Source organism: Lysinibacillus sp. TE18511 (genome assembly GCF_054062295.1).
This window is the reverse complement of sequence record NZ_JBSSFD010000003.1, coordinates 1-16,010: the sequence shown is the minus strand read 5'-3', so window position 1 is coordinate 16,010 and position 16,010 is coordinate 1. Positions and strand designations below refer to the sequence as shown.

Below are 16,010 nucleotides of genomic sequence, written 5' to 3'. Positions count from 1 at the left end.
CTTACTTCATCTCCTTCCGAATTTTCTCAACGATATCATTCGGTTTTGCTTGCTGTAACTGACGATAGTTTTGTTTACCATCAGATGGGTCAAATTGACAAACAGCTGTAAATTGACAGTAGTCACATGCTGTTTTTGTTTTTAGTTTATAAGGACTTATGGAGGTATCCCCCGCTAAAATTCCATTGCCAGCTTCTTGATGCTTGCGCCGTACAAAATGTTGTAGATTTTTCATATCATTAACAGGTACAATGCGTGACTGAGATTCTGACGGTGTCCCATCTTTTTTCATATAGACAGGAATAATTTTCGAATGCCCACTCGATTCCTCTAACTGCTCGTCCATCGATATAATGGCCTCCGCATTTTCTGACAAAAGACCTTTCATTTTGTATTGTTTTAAACGGTCTTCCTCAATTTCGCTGTCGCTTAAATCCTTATCAAGCTTTAGCATCGGATTGTGGACATGTACATAAAGAACCCCAGCTGGCTCCGCTTCACCAGGTAGCCAGTAAGAGGCATTTTCCATCGCTACATCTAAATACGTTAGCACCTGAAGAGACAACCCGTGGTAGACCTCATTCAAATCTAAATCACGAGCGGATGATTTATAATCGACAATCCGTAAATATGAACGATCGTCAATAGCCGCACTATCCACCCTATCAATACGACCACGCATAAACATTTTCTTACCACCTGTTAAATCAATTTCAAGTGGAGGTAGCTGTTCATGTTGCCCTGGCCCAAAAGATGCCTCAATAGCAATTGGCTTAAAGTGAGACACATTCGCATGCTGTGTAAGTGCCGTCATTGTTCGCTCGACAATACGAATAAGTTTTCGCTGAATATAGCGATAGCGTGCGCTTGACAGTAAAATTTGATGTGAAAATACCGGAACAATTTGCTCAACGGCTTGTCTTGCTAATTGTTTAATTTGCTGCTTTGTTAAACGTATCCATGATAGCTGCTGACGGTGTGTCTCTTCAGTAATCCATTTCAATGCCTCATGGAATAAATCGCCCATTGCAAATGTTTCTAGTCTATACTCTTCCCGCTCTTCTAGACGAAGCCCATACGTTGTAAAATGCGAAAATGGACAACGGAAATATTTCTCAATACGAGACACACTAGATGTTAGCTTTTGACCATATAATTCCTGTGTAATGTAGTTTTCCAATGGCTCTGCTTCATTCTTATGTGTAATTGGATGTAAAACTCGTTCAAAAATGAGTGCCCAATAAGGGTCCTGCGTATAAAATTTTTGCAAGGCAAGCCACTCTGGCGCAAGCTCACGACTGTGCTCAGCTTGGCGTTTTTGAACCATTAAATGTGCTAAAGCTGTACGTGGATGACGTAAATACGGTAAAGCACTTTCTTCAAGTAATTCAATTGGATCAATCACAACTCGCTCAACCTTGACACCACTCAAAAGCCCAGTCGTTCTATCATTGCCGATAATTTTCTTTATATAGAGTGAGGACAATAGCGCCTTGCCCTCTTCATCAGCTGTTGGATAGGACATATATAATTTATCAGATGGTGTCGTTAAAGCACGGTATAGTAAGAAATTTTCTTGCAGTAAACGATTTTTAGATGTTGGCGCAAGCTCATAGCCAATTTGACTAAACCATTCACGTTCTGTATCTGACAGCAATCCTTCATACTCCATACGAGTTGGATAAACTCCATCATTCATCCCTAAGACGAAAGCGACTTTTATATTCGATAAACGAGCTAAATCAACCGTCGCTACCATGACTTCATCTAATGTAGGAGGGATACGAGAAAATTCTAATGTATCAAAGCCCTCATCTAAAATTTTCGCCGCTTCTTCTACAGACAGCTCCTGCTCACCAAACATATATACAAACTGATCAAGCACTTCAATCCATTCTTTCCACGCTTGGTCATGCTCGCTTGCAGCTAATGCATCCCCTCGATCAAGCTCACGTTCTTTCATTGCTTGAAGCTTTTCATAAACTTGTAAACTCTCAATCAGCTCAAACAATGCTGTCGCTACATCTCTGCCAGTTGTCGCTGTTTCTAGCTTGTCCTGTAACAATTTTAATGGCATACGAATTTCATCACGAATGGCCTCGATTTCTGCCTGCATCGCACGTTCTTCATCCGTTTGCACGCGTGAATGGAATTCAAGACCACGATACTTTTTGAAAAACCACCTAGCTTCCTCAAACCAGCGCTCACCATAGACGCCCTGTGCTAAACAGTAGTTTTCTAAACGATCCGCACGCTCTCGCCAAACATTTAGCTCAGCATGTAACGGGAAAAATAAATCTGTTTTCACGCTACGAAAAACCGGTTCATATTTCCAGTTAGAAGTGATAACCTCTAAAGCAGATCGGCTTAGCTCAATTAAAGGATGATGTAGCATCGTCTTTTTAGAGTTGGTAAAAATAGGGATTTGATATTGTTGAAAAATAGTTGTGATCAATGGGTCATAAACATCTGCTTGTCTATAAAGTAGAACTATATCCTGATAACGATAGCCATCTTCCTTTGTCAGCTTTGTTATTTCCCGGGCAATGGCATGTATCTCTGCACGACGATTGGAAGCCTCTAGTACCTTTACATCACCTGTAGTTTCTTTCGTTTGAGGCACCAGATGTGCAAACCCTTCTTCCAAATGTTGTAAATCTTTAGATTGAAAACGGTATGCATGATAGAAATGGATCGGTGCATCGACTTCAATACCCTCCTCATAGGCAATATCGTGTAAACGTTGGTTCGTAGATGCAGCTTCATAGAATAAAGACTGTTCATCATAAACTTCGTCGATATGGTCAAAGGGAAGAACGACGGTTACTTGTCTCGTCACTTTTAATAACTCTTTTACAAGCTCTAATTCTCTTACAGTGAATGCTGTGAAACCATCTATATAAACTGTCGCTCTCTTCATCGTATCAGAGTATTTCAGTTGCTCCGTTAAAATTGGATAATAGCCCTCGCTATCCACATAAGTAGTGCCAAGTCTTTCTTCCAAAGCGTGTAAAACGACTTGTAAATCATTCGTTTTAGCTTGCAATGTATTAGGCGCGTCGACAGCCATTAAAGATGCTGTCACTTCAGCTAACACTGAACTATTTACGCTATATCGACTAAATTCTCGTAATAGCGTCTCAATTTCCTCCGTAAAGCCTCGTTTCCCGGCGGCTTGGCGAAATAACGAAAACTCACTTTTTTGTTCCTCTAAAAGTTTGCGGATCAGCATTCGATAGCCATAGCCATTTACTTCTTTTCGAGCAATCCCGCCCGTTTCCTGTAACACTAGCCATGCCAATCGTTTAAATGTCATGACTTGCGCACGGATTAAGCCTTGCAAGCCATGTTTATTCGTTAGCTCATACTCCGTTGAGTAAGACATTTGGTCAGGAACAATTATAAAAATTGGATGACCTAACGGATCTGATTTTAGTTGCTCGACAATCTCATGATGAATAAATGTTGATTTACCTGTTCCTGAACGTCCTGATACAACACGCAATGTCATGTACTTTTCCCTCCTGTTAATATTCTATTTAATAAAAAATGCTAGTCGTATATACCCAACGCTTTGCTACCCAACCTGTGCGTTTGTTGATATACCCAAGCACTTTACGACTTTACCTGAGCGGTTATCATATAGACCTGATCACTTTCTTGTTCTACCTGAGCAGTTATTGCATGGGCCTGATCACTTTGCTGTTCTTCCTGAGCATCGCTTACCTTTATTGAAAGATAAAAGCCCCTTCTCTCATTCTACATGATACAAGGGGCTAGATGTGTATATTCAACTTTCATCGTTGATGATTTTTCGTCAATTTTCGCGCTTGTTTTAAATCTCGCTCCACACGCGCATTTAATCGTTTCTCTAAAAGCTTGCCAACCCACCAAAGCACAACAATTGCCACAGCCGCAATAATTAGTTTTTTAGGGCTTGTTAGTAACGCTCTTAAATCATAACCAAGCACGCTCATTCCTAAAATCATAACGAACTTCCCTGCCAATAACACAATTAAATAAAACTTTTTGTAAATATGAGATAACCCCGCTACAACGTTTACAATGACTGAGGGGGTAAAAGGAAAACAAAGTAACACGAATAGTGGACTAATCCCATTCATATCTACCCATTTTATTAGCTTCTCTACTCTTTTACTGCCTGTTATAAATCGAAGCTTTGGATGCTTGCCAAAATGGCGGACAAGCAAAAATACTGCATATGAACCCGCTACAGATCCTAGCCATGATAATAAAAAACCAAACCATAAACCATATGCACTTGCATTAACAACAACGAACACGACCAAAGGTAAAAACGGTAAAAATGCCTCTATAAAAGGTAATAAAAAACCAATAATTGGACCAAGTGCTTGATATTGTTCCGTTAAATGCTCAATATTTTCTACAGTAAACCATTCACTCAAAATTGACACCTCTATTTATACTGCAAAATTAAATGTAAAATCGTTAGCGTTTCCGTAGTATTTTTATACTCATGGGGCTGATGTCCTGAGAATACTAGTGTATCCCCTTCTTCTAGTTTTTCATGCATATCTCCAGCAGAAATGATGGCTTGTCCTTGGATAACGGTCACAGTTTCTTCCACCCCTTCTGTGTGGGCTTCGCTCCTGCTAGAGGCACCGGGCTCCATTTCAATCTTATAAAGCTCCCAGCCACGTTCTGGATTATAAGGAATAATGGAATACACACGATATCGTCCCTCGTCTTCATCTACATGTGGCGCATCCTTACTACTATATTTCATGAAATGCGCTGTCGGCGGCTGCAATAAGCTAGAAAATGACGTGCGCATACCTGCAGCAATTTTCCAAATCGTCGATACGGTAGGGTTTGCCTCCCCCTTTTCAATTTGTGCTAGTTGCGCTTTACTTACTCCTGTAGCTTTGGCAACATCGTCTAAGCTTAAATGACGTTGCTGACGAATCTTTTTTAGTTGAAATGCTAAATTTCGGCTCATTTGTTCCATTTTTATTCACCAATCTCTATTGTTTATTTTATAAGACATATGTATACTTTAATAAACATTAAGAAATATCAAACTATTCCATCATTAGTATACATAGAAATTTTTCAGAAAGGATGATCTATTTATGACAAGTACGACAGAGCTGCGGAATGAAGCAGCAACTAACACACCCAATGACAACTTTGTACAAGGCGTAAAAGATTGTGTTCCAACCTTACTCGGCTATATTAGTATAGGACTTGCTTTCGGTGTTGTAGGTTCCGCTTCTGGCTTATCGGTACTTGAAATTGCACTTTTAACTATACTCGTCTATGCAGGCTCCGCACAATTTATCTTTTGTGCACTTGTTTTAACAAATAGTCCTGCCTCTGCTATTATTGTAACCATTTTTGTCGTAAATCTACGCCATTTATTAATGAGTTTAACATTAGCTCCTCATTTTACACGCTATTCCATGCTCAGAAATATTGGTTTCGGTACATTATTAACGGATGAAACATTTGGTGTAGCTGTTACAAAGCAAATGCAGACTGGTAAGCTATATGGCAAATGGATGGATGGACTGAATATCACGGCTTACTCATGTTGGATTCTTTCTTGTGTAGCTGGGGCATATTTGGGGAAATGGGTAGCAGACCCTGAAAAATGGGGCTTAGATTTTGCATTGATTGCTATGTTTGTGGCACTTCTTGTACTTCAACTTAGCAGTGTAGGTAAAAGTAAAGTAATGCATTATCTTATGTTAATCGGCTATATGATTGTTACTATGTATGGCCTTTCTTATATCGTACCTTCGCATGTAGCTGTTCTACTTGCAACAGTTATTGTAGCAACAATAGGGGTGGTGACAGATAAATGACGACAACCGCTTCTATGGTCTGGCTGATCATTGGCTGTGCACTTGTAACTTGGCTACCACGTATTATTCCTTTTATATTCGTACGAAGTGTAAAACTACCAGATGTTGTAATGAAATGGTTAAGCTTTATCCCTGTCTGCATTTTAAGTGCTCTTGTTATTGAAAATTTACTGGATACAGAAAGTGGAAAAATTGTGACACTCGATTGGCCTGTATTTATTACATTTGTGCCAACGCTTATTATTGCACTCGTAACAAAAAGCTTATCTATTACAGTTGTAGCCGGTGTTATCATTATGGCAGCCGTACGATTTTTCATGTGAAAAGGTCAGTCCTAAAAGTGAGAAAACTTCACTTTGGACTGACCTTTTAATTTAAAGGGTATCTTTATTTTTTTTCATTTTACTTGCTAACCAAAAGCCTACTGTTAACGAAAATGCATCAATCACAAATAAAGTAGGTGTGGAAGTGTAACCTGCATATACAGATGCCGCAATTAGAGCAATCGCTAATATTAGTGCAACATAACGATTAAACGTAATTCTCGTAAACAATAACACGAGTAATGCTGGTAAAAATAACGCTAACATCATTTTCCCGAAAACATCCATTAGAAATCCCTCGGCTCGGCTAGTAATAATCCTATACGATAATGATCATTGCTATATATAACATGCTGTGTTAGACGTATTTCATTATTACAGTCTAATACTTCTAGACGACAATGTGCCGCATTTAATTGCAAAGCTTCATATAAATCATTTTCAGTAAAAATGGAACAACCATTTACTTTACGAATACATTCCCCCGCAAGTAAGCCCATCTTTTCAGCTGGAGAATCAGGAAGCACAGCCGCAATAATAGCACCTTTCGAGCTCGGTGCAACTGCATAAATATCCGTTTTATCTTGCATTGCATAGAAGATTGAAATAACAAGACGAAGTACTACACCTACTGCCAACGTAATAAAACCGATGAACGGCTCAAAAACTGCTATCAGTCCACCTATTAAAATAAGCTGTCCAAGTAGTAACACGGATCGCCCCATTTTAGGAAATTTAACAACCGGCAGTTCTTTTCTAGTAAGCTTTGAAAATCCTATAACGATTGGGAATAATACGAGTGCAAAGCTACTCTCTCCTAATGTAAATTGTGGCCAATACGGTAAGTCTACCGGAATAATATCTCCAGGTATTACAAAGAAAATTGGCAGTACCCATACATTTCTTGAACGATAGACAATTGCCTGCATACCCCGCTTCGTTTTTTCAACTCGTGGTGTCGTTACCTTCATTGCTGTTTGACGAATTAACATGCCCTCAGCAATCACACTTAGACCTGCTAAAATCGTAATAGTTACAATAGCGCCATCTAATACATTGGTACCTTCTAAAGAGATTTTCCACCAAGAAAATGTCCAATTGTATTGATCCATCAACCATATTACTAGTGTTGCGAGCCCCATCGTATAAATAGGTGAGAGTGCATTAATGCAGAACAATAATAGTGCCAACACAGAAATAACTATTAAAATCATTAAGAAAGCTTTAGGTAATGTTAAACCTAAACCAACGCTTACTAGTGAAATAAAGAGGGCATATAGCCACCCATATTTCCATTGCCCAATTAGCTCTGTCCAACCCCAAATAATCCGTCTATTAAAAAATTTACGCTCCTGTTTTACACGACTATAACCTAATAAAATCGCAAATAAAATCGCAATATACATTAATGGGTTGAGTAAAAAGCGGCCAATCGCTGTTACAATTTCTATTAATATATCACTAACCATACGAACACCCGCCATTCTGTCTTGAATACTATGAATTTATTGTATCAAACGACTACACTCTTGCGTAGTACAAACTAATAGAAAGCTTTCTATTCTTATTATTTATCTTCATTGAGCGGATGTTACAACTTATCAATTATGCCGTTGTAAGCCTATATTATTTATTGTTCAATATTGTGCAATAAAAAGCTTGTGGCCATTTGGAACTGTAAATCATTTTGACGATCCTCTTTATATTTTTTCAACGTATCATTTAAGCTGTTAAAGAAGGTACTATCCATATAAATATTTTCTTCTACTTGTTTCAATTCCTTATCTTTACGATAAAGCTTAACAGCCTCCTCCGTCGTGTCATCAAAATAACCATCTAAACGAGCAATTTTATACCCTAACTTTTTTAAAGCATTTTGCGTATAAGAGATTTCCTCACTCATATCGCCCACTTTAAACTTCCCAGATAATGGATGCATTTGAAAAGCAACTAATTCATTTTGTTCAATGACTAAATTAGCCTCAATACCTTGCCCGTGAATCCATTCGCGTTTCGGTGTCAGCCATTTATTTGTGGACAGTTTAAGCTCTCCGCCATTTGACAGTGACCATGATTCCTGCACTGTTCCCTTCCCAAAGCTCTTGACACCAACAAGGGAGGCACGTCCCCAGCCTTTTAAAGCTCCACTAAGTACTTCACTAGCCGATGCACTGCCTTGATTTTGCAACACAACAATCGGTATTTTATTCATTGTCTGCAAATATTTTTCATCAAAGCTTTTTGATTCCGTTTTTAATGGTTCCATAGCACCTTCAGCATTTTGCATATACGCAAACACTTTACCATTCTCCAATACCGTGCTCAATAGTGCTGCGACGCTATGTAAATAACCGCCTGGATTATCTCGCACATCGATCACTAACCCTTTGATATCTTTTCGGAGTAATTTACTCGTTTCGGCAACCCACTCATTAGCTGTTTTCTCACCAAAAAGCGAAATTGTTACATAGCCTATCGGGGTATCTTCTACATTCACTACTTCGCTTGTTACTGTTTTATTGGAAATTGCTGCTCGTTCCATCGTCATTTTAATATGCTTATCTTCACTTGGACGATAAACAACAATCGTCACTTTTGTTCCCTTTTCTCCTTGAATTAAATGCATCAATTCACTCATCGATTTACCATCTACTCGAACACCATCAACTTGTACAATTTCATCGAGAGAGCGCATTCCTGCTTTCTCTGCCGGGGACGAACGGACAGGAGACACAATAATAAATTTTCCGTTATTTTCCGTTAACTCAATCCCAATGCCCACTCTTTCTTCGGCTAACATTTGTCGGTGTTGTTCTGCCTCTTCCTTCGAATAATAAGTACTGTAAGGGTCCTTAATAGCATCTGCCATACCGCGAAGTGCCCCTTCTACTAACACATCTTTTTTCGTACTGTATACAGATTTTTTCTCAATTAAATTCAACGCTTCATTAATCGATTCGGCCTCTGTGACGACCGGCTCCTCTTTATCCCCTAATTTAAACCAATCAAAATAAATTCCACTACCTAGCAATAAACTACTAGCAAGTACGCCGACACCCGCCATTATTTTGCGCAAACCTTCCCTCCTCCGTCTCTACTACTGTATGACTTTTATTTTTCAAACATACAAGATTCAGCTTCAAAATAATTTGTTGAATACTATGCTTTTGGTTTGGCGAGTATTCTATGAGTGCTTCGCGGATATTTGCCTTACTTGCGCGGATATTCCGGCGCCAATCGCGGATATTTATTTCCCTCCTCGCGCGGATAAAATGCTTACACAAAAAAATAAAAAAATCTGCTTCGTTTCTTTAACAAAAACGAGCAGACTCTTTACATTTATCTTTTTAATCTAATTCATCAACATAACTTTTTAGCATATCCGTATCCATCGGCCCTGAAATGGCACGTTGAATGTATCCCTTTGAATCAATAAAATAAGTGGTAGGAATTGTCATGACGTTATATTGTGGAGAAACTTCTCTTTCTTGGTCAAGAAGGATAGGAAAAGTTAGTTCGAAGCTATCTCTGAATGTCATAACGGTATCTATTTTTTCGTCAACTGTAAAATCATGTTCATCCTTTGTTAAATTAACAGCTATAATTTCTACATTATCTTCTTTTGCGTACTGTTCATAATACTTTTGCATATGTGGCATTTCAGCCTTACACGGTGGACACCATGTCGCCCAGAAATTTAACACGACTTTCTTTCCGCGAAGGTCGCTCAGTGTTACCTCGTCACCATCCAAGCTTGTTAACGTAAAATCTGGTGGTATATCTCCCTTTTTTAAGCCAATCTTTTGTTCATCCATTTCTTTCCCAAGAGAAGCTGTTTCAATTTCACGATCCTTATCAATCTGCTGTTTAACATATGTACCAATCATCGCAACTACTAATAACACGACGATAAGCAGCCCAATATTTTTTTTCATTTCTTACCTCCCAGTAATCAAGTGCTTTGTGAGAATTTTTTTGAGCAGTCGTATATTGTTATACCCAGTATAAGTAATACGACGCTCACCCATACAGCCGGTTGCCATAAACCATGCGGCTGAAAGAAGGCTACAATTATTAGCCCAATCGTATATAAAAATAATGCACGATTAATAGCTGTCAATTTCCATAATATGAGGATCGTCAGTATACTTAGTACACTTAAAGTAATGACTTCGCTCTTGATTTGATTATCATTTAGTAACACCACAAACCATTGATAGATTGATTGCGTTAAAATGATTGCCCAGCTACAAGCAACAACTCCAGTTGCATCAAACTGCAATTTTTTTCGCTTCCACCAAAGCTGAAGCGATGCGACCATTACCCCTAAAATGACACCAATTGTTCCACCATTGAAATAAAGGAGAGTAAACGGTTGAGCAATAACAGCTTTAAAATCAGTGACAATTATGCTAAATTTCCAAACAAGAATAAAGGTAAAAACTGCGTCTCCATAGACCCCCGACCATTTTTTCGGGAATTGTACCCGTAAAACTAGCCATACAACGAAAAATGCTGCAAGGAGAGCGACAGCCGTTGCTGGTAATGTTAGTGTCCGAATAGAGAACCATTCTGTATTATTCACCAAATACATCCTCCACTAGTAAAGATAGTTTCAGCATAGCATACAATCGTTATGTGAACTGTCATTTCACACTGTGTTCAAAAAATCTTCCTAAAACATGCTCTTCGAAGTATACGAACTACTTGCACTAACATAAAATGTGGCACAACCAGAAATTGACTTCTAATTATCTTTTACAATTATCTACCAAAATAACGCTGAGTTCAAGATACTACTATATAAATGTCTCCCCAAAACGTTCCGCCGACTGAGCTCTTCCTCAAGGTTATTTTTTTCGTCACTCTGCTGCTTCCATCCATCGAATAGATGATTCTTTCCGCCGTTTTGCTGTTTCTATCCATCACTTTGATAATTCTATCCGTCACTTTGATAATTCTATCCGTCGTTCTGCTGCTTCTATCCATCGCTTTGATAATTCTATCCGTCGTTCTGCTGCTTCTATCCATCGCTTTGATAATTCTATCCGTCGTTCTGCTGCTTCTATCCATCATTTCGATGCTTCTATCCCTCGCTTTATGTTCTATTCATCACTACTAATAAGAAAAAAGCTATACATTAGATTCACATCACATCTAATGTATAGCTTTTACTATTTTTACAACGGAATATATTTTAAAGGATTAACACTACCGACTGATTGTCCTTGCCAAGGGCCATTGTGCACTTCAAAGTGTAAGTGTGGTCCTGTTGAACGTCCAGTACTACCCATTGTTGCAATTTGCTGACCTTGGGATACCTCTGCACCAACACTAACATTGATGGAATTTAAGTGTGCATACACTGTTGCATAAATTTGACCATCAATTGAATGTGTGATAATGACAGCATTACCATATGAACTAAGTGGTGCAGCATAAGATACAACACCGTCAGCAGCTGCCCAAATTGGCGTACCTGTACTATTTGCAAGATCGACTCCATAATGGAATTCTGGACCTGCGCCAATATTACGCCAGCCATATGGCGATGTTAGACGACCATTTGTTGGCTTGATCCACGTACCATTTGATTGCGGAGCATGGACGACATTTGAAGATCCACCACCATTATTATTTTTAGCTGCATTTGCTGCGGCAGCAGCTGCTGCTGCCTTACGTTTTTCTTCCTGTTGACGGGCAATTTCTGCTAATCGTTTTTGCTCATCAATAATCTTTTGTTGTAATTCGTCACTAATTTCAAGTGCCTCAGAGTATTCTTTTTCAAGTAAAACTTTCTCTGACTTTAGTTTTTCTTGTTCTTTTTCTAATTGATCAACTAATTTGTTTTTCTCAGCTTTCTGTCCATCCAATGATGCTTTTAAACGATCAAGCTCAGCTTTTTTATCTTCAAGCTTTTGGCGTTTGCTTTCTAAGACTTGCTTTTGTTCCTCTAATTTTTGCTTGTCCTCTTTTTGTTCATGGATAATTTGACGGTCCGCTTCCATTAATGAATTAACAGCAGAGAATCGATCGATAAAATCTACGAAGCTACTAGAACTAAGTAGTACGTCTAAATAGCTAACGGTACCACTCGCCTGAATGGCACGAGCACGTTCCTCTAACAATACATCACGCTCTTCAATTTTGCGCAGAAGCTCTGCTATAGAATCTTCTAAAGTTTTTATTTCTTCATTTGCAGAATGAATTTCTGCCATTACATTTTTAATATTATTATTAGTTTTTTCAATTTCAGCGTTTAATGATTGAATTTGATCTAATATTTGTTGTTGCTTTTCTTCATTTGCAGTAATAGCATTTGATTTATTATTGATGGATGAATTTAAGCCATCTTTCTTTGATTCAATTTGATTTTTTTGATCTTTTAAATCCGATAAATTAGTTGCATATGCTGATGGAGTTTGGATAAAAAGAAATAGTGCAGATGCTGCTGCAAGTGTTTTTAAAGAGTTTTTCGCCATACTTTTCACCGATTGAACTCCCTTTCGACTATTATTTTGGTTGATCACCTATTGGGTTGATTTCTGCTTCGGACGGCACTTTTCAAGATACTACTGATGGCTTCTTTACTCGGTCCATATCCTTAAAGCTAGATTTTTAAAAACTTACGTACTGACATGAAACTTCCCCAAATACCGATTAGTACACCAATTAGTAATAGAAGCGCACTTACTTGGTATACAAGTGGTGAGAAATCAAGTACTTGAATAAGCTCACCTTTTAATCGAGGCGCAATAATTCTATATACATTGTGGTAAAGAGTTGCAATCACCGCAATCGGAATAATAGAACCTAAAAGTCCGAGCCACATTCCTTCTAATAAAAACGGTATGCGTACGAATGAATTCGTTGCCCCTACAAGTTTCATAATTTCTATTTCATCACGACGTGCAATAATCGTAATCCGAATCGTATTAGAAATTAAGAAAATGGCTGTAAATAATAATCCTAAAATGAGCACTACACCTACGTTACGGCTAGTATTTAAGAAGTTGAAAAGCTTTTCTACTTTGCCTTCACCATACATAACATCATATGTATACTCAAATTTATCAATTTTCTTGGCTACAGCAGCTGTTTGCTGAGGATCTGAAGCCTTCACATAAATAACATTACGTAATGGGTTACTTTGCTCAAATAGTTTAAAATCGTCCCCAAAATCTTTTACTAATTTAGTTAACTCATTTTCCTTTGTCGAATAACTCATCTCTTCGACACCTGGCAATTTCTTTATTTTTTCCATGAGTGCTTTTTCAGCAGCTTGATCAGCTGTTTCATCAATTAACACTTTAATTTCAACATCATTCTCTAAATCATTTGCTACTTTATTTAAATTCATCATAATAAGCGCAAATACGCCTACTAATATTAATGTAACTGTAACCGCACTCACTGAGGCAATGGTCATCCAGCTGTTACGACCAAGTGACTTTATACTTTCTCGGAAATGACGTTTCAACGTACTAAATTTCATAGCCGTAATCACCTCCGTGCTCATCACGTACAATCATGCCGCCTTCAATGGCAATTACCCGACGACGAATCGTATTCACGATTTCTCGGTTATGCGTTGCCATTACAATCGTTGTACCTCGTGCATTAATTTCCTCAAATAAATTCATAATGTCCCACGATGTCTCAGGATCAAGATTCCCAGTAGGTTCATCTGCAATAACGACCTTTGGCACATTAACAACAGAACGTGCAATCGAAACACGCTGCTGTTCGCCACCTGAAAGTTCATTAGGGAACATTCTTGCCTTATTCTTTAGCCCCACTAACTCCAAAACCTCCATTACTCGGCGACGGATTTCCACTGGGTCCTCCTCAATTACCTCAAGTGCAAACGCTACGTTTTCATAAACATTCAAACGAGGGAGTAGTTTAAAATCCTGGAACACAACGCCAAGCTGGCGACGTAAAAAAGGTACCTTTTTATTTTTCAATGTAGCTAAATCTATGCCATTAACAATAATCTCGCCCGAAGTAGCTTTTTCCTCGCGGTACATTAATTTAATGAATGTCGATTTACCTGCACCACTTGGACCTACAACGTAGACAAATTCACCTTGCTTTATGTTAACGGAAATCCCATTTGTCGCAACAACGCCATTAGGATACTTCTTTGTCACATTTTTCATTTCTATCATATTTAAACCACCTAAATCTCTTACTTATATAAGAGGTATTTCATTTACTATTATAGCACTCTATTTCTATTTTTTTATTACAGTTTCATTTCATTCCGTGGCAGTTCCTTCTATTTCGTTCTTTCATTGCCATTAGAAAAAAACGAAAATGATATAAAAATCGACATAAAAAGACAGAAATCGATTTCAATGAAGAGAAGTCGATTCCTGTTCGAAAATAAAAAAAACATTCAAGCTATGCTTTTTTACATAGCCCGAATGCATGAATACTTAAATATGCTGCTCGTCAGTTGTTGTATAACGTACTAAAACTGCCCCTGTTTTGGATTCACCTTCAATAAATAGTCGGTTGGCATTCTCTACTTCTTTATCAAAACGTACTACCTTTGATAAGAATTGATCCTGTGATTCAATCTTTGAGGCATCTTGAATACCAACATCTACTTTACCAAAATTCGTAACAATTTTACCGCTGATCGATATTGTACGTGGCACATACAATTCAACAGCTCCTGCAACTGTTTGCGCTTTGATTTTTGATGAATTCGTAGAGCAAGTTGTGACAACAACATGTCCATTGACCGATTTTGCTTCAACTTCATCCAATGCGCCATCTAAATATACACGACCATTCAATGTTTCAGCTTCTAAATCTTTACCACGGACATTTGTTAATTCAATTGAACCATTAGAAGAATCCACTTCTGCCTTCCCAAAATTAAACTTAGAGCCTTTAATTGCACCGTTTAACGTCTTTACTTTTAATTGCTCAAAATCCGTATCTTGTAAAGTAACACTACCGTTCATTAAACGTACCGATAATTTGTCCAATTTATCCTTTGGTACTAGTACTTTAACATTTACTTGAACAAGTTTTAGTTGACTTAAAATTCGTAGTGAACCTTCATTCTCCTTCACAACGAATTGCTCTAAGAAATGAGCGCGTGTTTCTTCTTCACTGTCATTAACTAGTGGTGCCTTCACCTTGCAAATGACTTGGAAGCTATCACCTTCAGTAGATTCCACTGCAAAATTGCCATTCGGTAATTCAGCAACTATATTTTCTACCTGTTCTGCCGCAACTTCTTCTGTATGTGTAAACTCTACTTTATCACCAAACGGAGAGGATACATCAAATTCTTTTACCTTTTTCACTGCTGTATTCATCATATCCATAAAGAGTGAACCAATTTGTGTTAAATCTTTACGAAAATCTCGCATTTCTTCTTCGAAATATTTAGTGAAATCCTCGTCTTTTTTCTTGTGTTCATCTTTGTGACTTTCATTTTTAAATAATGACTCATTCTCTGTTGAGGAATGCTGGCCCTCATTTGACACATTATTCATAACATGTTGAGTGGACTTGCTAGGTTGCTCTAATGCTTCTAATAATGTAATCGCCTCTTGCGCTGTAATTGTTCCTTTTTCCACAAGTTCTAAAATTCGTTGACGTTCATTTTGCATAACTAAAATAGCCTCCCTCAGTTCGTTATACTATTTATACGAATCATTTTATGAAAAGTTTCACCAAAAGAATGAAAATATTGGGGATATATCTTTTTTTAGGCTCAACACCATAACGTGTGGTTGATTTCCGTTCCGACTGGGCGCTTTGCCGCTGACGCTTCGCTTTCGCGCAGAGCAGAGCTTCCTGGGGGCGTCCGATG

The 16,010-nt window shown here is 38.1% G+C and carries 14 protein-coding genes; 2 read left to right on the top strand and 12 right to left on the bottom strand.

Going from position 1 to position 16,010, the window contains the following annotated elements; translation table 11 throughout:
• Position 1: 1 nt before the first annotated feature.
• The 3 genes from addB to ACVWXS_RS02805 all read right to left on the bottom strand — a co-directional run bounded on the left by addB (position 2) and on the right by ACVWXS_RS02805 (position 4,990).
• Positions 2-3,511, bottom strand: a complete 3,510-nt coding sequence (addB, locus tag ACVWXS_RS02815) for a helicase-exonuclease AddAB subunit AddB (RefSeq protein WP_456955897.1) — start codon at positions 3,509-3,511, stop codon at positions 2-4.
• Positions 3,512-3,797: 286 nt separating this feature from the next.
• The gene (locus ACVWXS_RS02810; protein ID WP_423470748.1) at positions 3,798-4,427 is read right to left on the bottom strand and encodes a TVP38/TMEM64 family protein; all 630 of its coding nucleotides are present in this window, start codon (positions 4,425-4,427) and stop codon (positions 3,798-3,800) included.
• An 11-nt stretch (positions 4,428-4,438) separates the two neighbouring features.
• The gene (locus ACVWXS_RS02805; RefSeq protein ID WP_368637003.1) at positions 4,439-4,990 is read right to left on the bottom strand and encodes a helix-turn-helix domain-containing protein; all 552 of its coding nucleotides are present in this window, start codon (positions 4,988-4,990) and stop codon (positions 4,439-4,441) included.
• 124 nt (positions 4,991-5,114) lie between these two features.
• Between ACVWXS_RS02805 and ACVWXS_RS02800 the strand changes: the two genes are divergently transcribed.
• Together ACVWXS_RS02800 and ACVWXS_RS02795 are read left to right on the top strand one after the other, a co-directional pair.
• A complete protein-coding gene (locus ACVWXS_RS02800; RefSeq protein ID WP_456955894.1) occupies positions 5,115-5,849 on the top strand; it encodes an AzlC family ABC transporter permease in 735 nt (244 codons plus the stop codon).
• Positions 5,846-6,172: an AzlD domain-containing protein gene (locus ACVWXS_RS02795; protein ID WP_368637005.1), complete on the top strand. Its 327-nt coding sequence runs from the start codon at positions 5,846-5,848 to the stop codon at positions 6,170-6,172. The genes ACVWXS_RS02800 and ACVWXS_RS02795 overlap by 4 nt, the downstream gene beginning before the upstream one ends.
• Before the next feature lie 51 nt (positions 6,173-6,223).
• Here the strand turns inward: ACVWXS_RS02795 and ACVWXS_RS02790 are convergent, their stop codons facing one another.
• The 9 genes from ACVWXS_RS02790 to ACVWXS_RS02750 form a co-directional block, all read right to left on the bottom strand.
• Positions 6,224-6,460: a DUF2198 family protein gene (locus tag ACVWXS_RS02790; protein WP_402983642.1), complete on the bottom strand. Its 237-nt coding sequence runs from the start codon at positions 6,458-6,460 to the stop codon at positions 6,224-6,226.
• On the bottom strand, positions 6,460-7,641 hold the full coding sequence (locus ACVWXS_RS02785; RefSeq protein WP_456955892.1) for a PDZ domain-containing protein: 1,182 nt from the start codon (positions 7,639-7,641) through the stop codon (positions 6,460-6,462). Before ACVWXS_RS02785 ends, ACVWXS_RS02790 begins: the two co-directional genes overlap by 1 nt.
• Positions 7,642-7,802: 161 nt before the next feature.
• The gene (locus tag ACVWXS_RS02780; protein ID WP_456955890.1) at positions 7,803-9,248 is read right to left on the bottom strand and encodes a S41 family peptidase; all 1,446 of its coding nucleotides are present in this window, start codon (positions 9,246-9,248) and stop codon (positions 7,803-7,805) included.
• A gap of 271 nt (positions 9,249-9,519) precedes the next feature.
• The gene (locus ACVWXS_RS02775; RefSeq protein ID WP_456955888.1) at positions 9,520-10,107 is read right to left on the bottom strand and encodes a redoxin domain-containing protein; all 588 of its coding nucleotides are present in this window, start codon (positions 10,105-10,107) and stop codon (positions 9,520-9,522) included.
• 17 nt (positions 10,108-10,124) lie between these two features.
• The gene (locus tag ACVWXS_RS02770) at positions 10,125-10,766 is read right to left on the bottom strand and encodes a hypothetical protein (RefSeq protein ID WP_456955886.1); all 642 of its coding nucleotides are present in this window, start codon (positions 10,764-10,766) and stop codon (positions 10,125-10,127) included.
• 586 nt (positions 10,767-11,352) lie between these two features.
• A complete protein-coding gene (locus ACVWXS_RS02765) occupies positions 11,353-12,663 on the bottom strand; it encodes a murein hydrolase activator EnvC family protein (protein ID WP_456955884.1) in 1,311 nt (436 codons plus the stop codon).
• 119 nt (positions 12,664-12,782) lie between these two features.
• Positions 12,783-13,667, bottom strand: a complete 885-nt coding sequence (ftsX, locus tag ACVWXS_RS02760) for a permease-like cell division protein FtsX (RefSeq protein ID WP_402983625.1) — start codon at positions 13,665-13,667, stop codon at positions 12,783-12,785.
• A complete protein-coding gene (gene ftsE, locus ACVWXS_RS02755) occupies positions 13,657-14,343 on the bottom strand; it encodes a cell division ATP-binding protein FtsE (RefSeq protein WP_068986475.1) in 687 nt (228 codons plus the stop codon). Before ftsE ends, ftsX begins: the two co-directional genes overlap by 11 nt.
• Before the next feature lie 270 nt (positions 14,344-14,613).
• Positions 14,614-15,807: a DUF4097 family beta strand repeat-containing protein gene (locus tag ACVWXS_RS02750; RefSeq protein ID WP_456955881.1), complete on the bottom strand. Its 1,194-nt coding sequence runs from the start codon at positions 15,805-15,807 to the stop codon at positions 14,614-14,616.
• Positions 15,808-16,010: the final 203 nt, after the last annotated feature.